This is a genomic window from Fulvivirga kasyanovii (assembly GCF_009711405.1).
Lineage (GTDB): Bacteria > Bacteroidota > Bacteroidia > Cytophagales > Cyclobacteriaceae > Fulvivirga > Fulvivirga kasyanovii.
The window spans coordinates 1-5,005 of record NZ_SMLW01000306.1; the positions used below are offsets into that span (position 1 = coordinate 1).

General features: G+C 45.2%; 5 protein-coding genes. 2 read left to right on the top strand and 3 right to left on the bottom strand.

Translation table 11 applies throughout. The annotated features are described in order from the left end of the window. Both E1163_RS02500 and E1163_RS02505 read left to right on the top strand, forming a co-directional pair. A partial coding sequence (locus E1163_RS02500) for an HAD family hydrolase (RefSeq protein ID WP_155169127.1) occupies window positions 1–576 on the top strand: 576 nt, incomplete at its 5' end. Continuing rightward, window positions 569–1,801 carry a site-2 protease family protein gene (locus E1163_RS02505; RefSeq protein ID WP_155169129.1) on the top strand — a complete coding sequence of 411 codons (1,233 nt, stop codon included), beginning with the start codon at window positions 569–571 and terminating at the stop codon, window positions 1,799–1,801. The genes E1163_RS02500 and E1163_RS02505, both read left to right, overlap by 8 nt. Before the next feature lie 343 nt (window positions 1,802–2,144). Here the strand turns inward: E1163_RS02505 and E1163_RS02510 are convergent, their stop codons facing one another. The 3 genes from E1163_RS02510 to E1163_RS02520 all read right to left on the bottom strand — a co-directional run. After that, the gene (locus E1163_RS02510) at window positions 2,145–2,438 is read right to left on the bottom strand and encodes a rhodanese-like domain-containing protein (RefSeq protein WP_155169131.1); all 294 of its coding nucleotides are present in this window, start codon (window positions 2,436–2,438) and stop codon (window positions 2,145–2,147) included. A 6-nt stretch (window positions 2,439–2,444) separates the two neighbouring features. Beyond that, window positions 2,445–4,364 carry a T9SS type A sorting domain-containing protein gene (locus E1163_RS02515; RefSeq protein ID WP_155169133.1) on the bottom strand — a complete coding sequence of 640 codons (1,920 nt, stop codon included), beginning with the start codon at window positions 4,362–4,364 and terminating at the stop codon, window positions 2,445–2,447. Next, on the bottom strand, window positions 4,336–5,005 hold a 670-nt coding region (locus E1163_RS02520), incomplete at its 5' end, for a PASTA domain-containing protein (RefSeq protein WP_155169135.1). The genes E1163_RS02515 and E1163_RS02520, both read right to left, overlap by 29 nt.

Genomic DNA, 5,005 nt, shown 5'->3' on the forward strand with positions numbered 1-5,005 from the left:
GTTATTATTAACCTTGATACTGAGCTTACTATCAGGGAATTTGCCCGTTTGGGTAGGGTAGAGCCAGATTTTGTTAAGGAGAAATATTTGCATCACGACGAATTTAAACGCTATGAGACCGGAGCCATCAGTGATGAGGAGTTCAGAAGCTTTCTGAGGGGGCTGTTGAAATTTGACGGTGACGACAAGCAACTGGATGATGCCTGGAATGCCATGATCCTGGATATTCCCGCAGAGCGCCTGGCTTTGCTCAAACGCCTGAGGGAAGAGCATGGCTTATTCCTGCTGAGCAATACCAACACCATTCACATGCGCTGTGTCCATGAAAGGCTGGCGTTACATGGGGTAGATAACTTTGATCCTTATTTTGACAAACAATATTACTCGCACCTCGTGAACAGACGTAAGCCGGATGCAGATATCTACCAGTTTGTGCTTGATGATAACAATTTGCACCCTGAGCATGTATTATTTATCGATGATAATGCTGATAATATTAAGGGAGCGGCTAACTTAGGCATTCAGACGCTGCACATAAATAAACCAACAGCTTTGATGGATTTTTTTAATGGATAAAAGGACAAAGACATATCTCATACAGGCTACCCTGTTTATCGTTACTTTTTTCACAACTACTATGGCGGGCGAATGGTGGGTACATGGCAAAATGTGGCTGCTTACCGACTATTCCTGGGCTGATTTCCAGAATGGCCTGGCATACTCCATCCCTTTGCTGCTGATCCTTACTGTGCATGAGTTTGGCCACTACTTCACTGCAGTTTATCACAAAGTAAAGACCACATTGCCTTTTTATATTCCCCTGCCACCGTTTCCAGGCTTCTTCGGCACTATGGGAGCCCTGATCAGGATCAAGGAGCCTGTCAGTTCTAAAAAGCTTCACTTTGATATCGGTGTTGCGGGGCCTGTAGCAGGTTTTATTGTGGCTCTTGGGGTGCTCTATTATGGCTATACACATTTGCCTGAGCCGGAATATATTTACAGCATCCATCCTGAGTATGAAGCGTTCGGGCCTGACTTTGAAGAGCATGTCTATACCTATGAATTTCATAAAGAGCAGGATTCGCTTGCCTATGCCAAGGCGAGGGAAGCTGATTCTCTCCGACATATAGAGGAAGGAAAGAAAGGGGAGTGGGAGTTTCGTAAATTCGAGGCCCAGCCAGAGTACCCTTCTATAGCTTTAGGCAAGCCATTGCTGTTTCTGTTTTTTGAAAAATATATAGCCAGTGACCCTGAAAGGGTGCCTAATGAAAAAGAACTGATGCATTACCCCTGGCTGTTTGCCGGATTTCTGGCGCTGTTGTTCACCTCATTAAACCTCATGCCCATCGGCCAACTGGATGGCGGACACGTGCTTTATGGCTTGATAGGCTATAAAAGGTTTAAGAAAGTTGCTACAGTAGTATTCATCTCCTTTTTGTTTTACGCTGGCCTGGGTATGCTTACCCCGTATGATGGTGCTGATAATCTGGTCTACAGCATTCCGCTGTACATTGCTTTCCTATACATCGCCTTGCAGGGTCTGAGGAAAAGCAAGCAGGAAACGTTGATGTATGCCTTGATTATTTTTACGGCACAGTTTGCTATTTCTTTATATGATCCGAACATTGTCGGTTATTCTGGCTGGTTGCTGTTTGCTTTTATAGTAGGCAGGGTACTGGGCGTTTACCACCCGCCATCTATGATTGAGGAACCACTCGATCTGAAAAGGCAAATTATTGGCTGGCTGGCCCTGCTGATCTTTGTAATCTCATTCAGCCCTGCACCAATTGTAATCAATTAACCTGAGGAGGCGAAGAACAGGGGCAAGCGTAATTTCTGGGGAGACCCTAACACTTTCACCTCTTTGCTGACAGACAGTTGTTAATAGCAATCGGGAAAAGCAGTAGACAAAGGTGTATAAAGTAACAGTAAGCGCGGTTTACCTGTTTTCAGCAGCAAGTTTCACTTTACTTGTTTTACTCCCCAATCCATTACTCCATAGGTTTAACATTTGATCCGAAAAAACATTGAAATGCCAGTAGTTTGCCTACTGCTTTTGCCGATTGCCTACTGCTATTAACAGGTGCCTGTTCAAACAAAGATTAGAAATATTGGGTCTATCCGGAACCAGGGATTGATCTAAGCTACAGCTCCAGATAAGCGTCCAGCCCACCTTTTAAGGTGGCTACGTTGGAGAAGCCTTGCCTGGTCAGGTACTTTTGAGCTTGTCCGCTTCTGCGGCCTGACTGGCAATGAACGATGATTTCTGTGTTTTTAGAAGGCAGCTCTGACAGGTGTTGAGGCAGCTCGCCCAGTGGAATATTGGTGACGCCAAGGTTTACTTCATCATACTCCCAACACTCCCTCACATCAATAATAAACAACTCTTCTTTACTATCGAGTCTCCTTTTAAGCTCTTCGGCCGTAACCTCCAACATACGCAACTACTGCTTTTTAAATACTTTTATGGTTTCAATACGCTCTCTTCGAACGAACTGAAGGATGTATAATCCCTCAGCCTGATTTTCAAGATTCAAAATAGCGTTATTACCATCAGATATCAAAGAAAAATTTTGTTCAACTCCGTGTATGTCAAAGACTTTCACGGTTTCAAACTTCCCTTTGATCGTGAATTTTCCCGACGAGGGGTTAGGGTATACATTGAGTTTGTTTGCCTCCCTGTCAGGCAGTCCGGTAATGGTAGAGTCAGGAGGTGTGCCAAAAACAGGGCGCAGCATCAAACTTCCTTCTACCAGCGTGTTACGTTGCCAGGTGCCATCAATATTGAAAAACATTTTGCTACCCGAGTTTGTGTTTTTATCCAGGCCTATGCCCAGATCACCGGCAGCTATTTGCTTATAGCCAATAAAGAAGGTATCTGTGACCTCTACGGCGTTTCTTAGCTCATACCTTACAAAATCATTCAGACCTGGGCCTCGTTTTACTGCAGTACGTTCTCTGTGGATAAGAGAGGTAGTACTTGGATCAGCATTACTTGTATCAATGGCTCTCCAGACCGAGAGATCAATTTGTTTACCCGTGGGATCGGAGTTGATGTATGGGAAATAAACATCGATGGCTACAATGTAATCTGTGGTGTCTTTTGCCATGTCAAACTGGTAAGCCAGTGATTTGCCTGCTCCATTCAGTAAGCCTGCAGCTACTTCTGCGCCTCCATCATCATAGGCGTAATAGTTTGAAAGTATAAAGGAAGCCCTGGTAGTATCATTGACGCGGAAGTCTATGGGTGAATAAGCCGGGTCGTAATCATCAACATTATCACCGGCATCGATGGCCAATGTCGCTTCTATTTTAACGGAGTCTGCACTGTTATCAAAGGTGACAGTGTTGAGGAACGGGTCGATCTGGAGGCTTTGTATTTCCCTTGGCTCGAGGGGTTGCCCTACTGCGTTGACATACAATGTATCAAACAGATCAGTAGTCTTCACGCTGTCCTTATAATAGTTTATGGCGCCGCCTACCTTATAGCCATAAGGAGAGGGAACCGTACCGGATTCAAGGTTATAAAAATTCACGACAGGATACTCCAGCAGCGAAGGATTAAAATGATCGTAAGGAATAGCCGTGTAATCATTGAATACCTTGATCATGGGGGTGCTGACCGTTCTGTCGGGGAAGAATAGATCGGTCTCAGACCTGTTCTTATTCACATATACATAATCAATGTTCCACACATCAAATGGGCCTGACTGCCTGCCAAACGCTGTAAACTTAAACTGGAAGGAGTCGTGGAAGAAAGCTGCATCATCAACTTTCTGTATCACCTGAACAAAGCTGCCGGTGGTATCCAGTTGAGCTGATCCCGGCCATACGCTTACCCATGTGGTGTCATTTGTTTTGAGTTCCAGCCTGATGGAGTCGCCACTATCGGGAGTATCTCCATAACCGGCGTATTGGTAGAAAAAGCTAATGTACACATTGTCATTAACCGTAAGTGCGCTAAGGTCAATGGGAAGAGAGGTAAGGCTGTCCGTTTTGCCCATGCTGTTGCTGCTGCCTGAATAAGCCAGCCCGTTAACATCAGTACCATCAAAAGAGGCCACACCGAGACTTGGGGGCGTAATGCCCAGGCCGTTGTTGATAAATACTCCGCTGACCTCCCAAAGTGAGTCGGAGGGCTGGGCTGAGGCGTAAGAGAAGTCGTCCCAGAAGGGCAGGCTAAGAACATCTGCCTCTTCGCGGGTGTTTTTTTTGGATTTTGTAGAAGGAGTATTTTCTGTTTTTTTAATGCCGTATACCTTAAGCTGGGCCATGCTGTGGCCAGAGCCAAAGATTATCAGAGCTATTAATACATATTTGAATGACTTCAACATGTTAGTTTTCCACTGTATTTTCTTCATCATCGGTAACAGGCGCTATCCACAGGTCGATAGCATCGCCTATGCGGACTTGTGTGCCTGCTTCAGGTTCCTGTTTGGTAACGATGCTTTTGTGTCCGGTAGTATCTCCCTGCAAAGTTACCAGTCCTATTTCCAGGTTTGAGCCTAATATTATAAACCGGGCATCATCAATTTCGTTACCTGTAAGTCTTGGGGCTGCAAAGTTAGACTGCGCATAGCCATCGCCCACTACCAGGTCAATGGTAGAGCCTTTAGGTATTCTTTGTCCGGCATCGATAATTTCTTCCTCATATTTCATTTCCAAAACCAGGTTCAGGAACTGGCTGGGCCTGTAAGTGATTTTGCCTCTTTTGAGTTCGTTGCTTTTTAATACGGCCTCGGCATTGCGAAGTGACCGGTCTACCAATTCAGGTACAGGTACGGTAGGTGGGTCGATCCTGTTGACGGAAATAAAGATCTTGCGACCTTCTTTTACCTTGCTGCCGGGCTTCGGGTACTGTTTCAGAATGGTCAGAGGCGGATGCTCATCAGAAAAGGTTGAGTCATTGACCTCATACCGCAGGTGCCTTTTGGTTAAAAACTCGTCGATTTCATCCATATGCACGCCTTCCAGATTGGGTACTGTAATGGTTTCACCATGATTT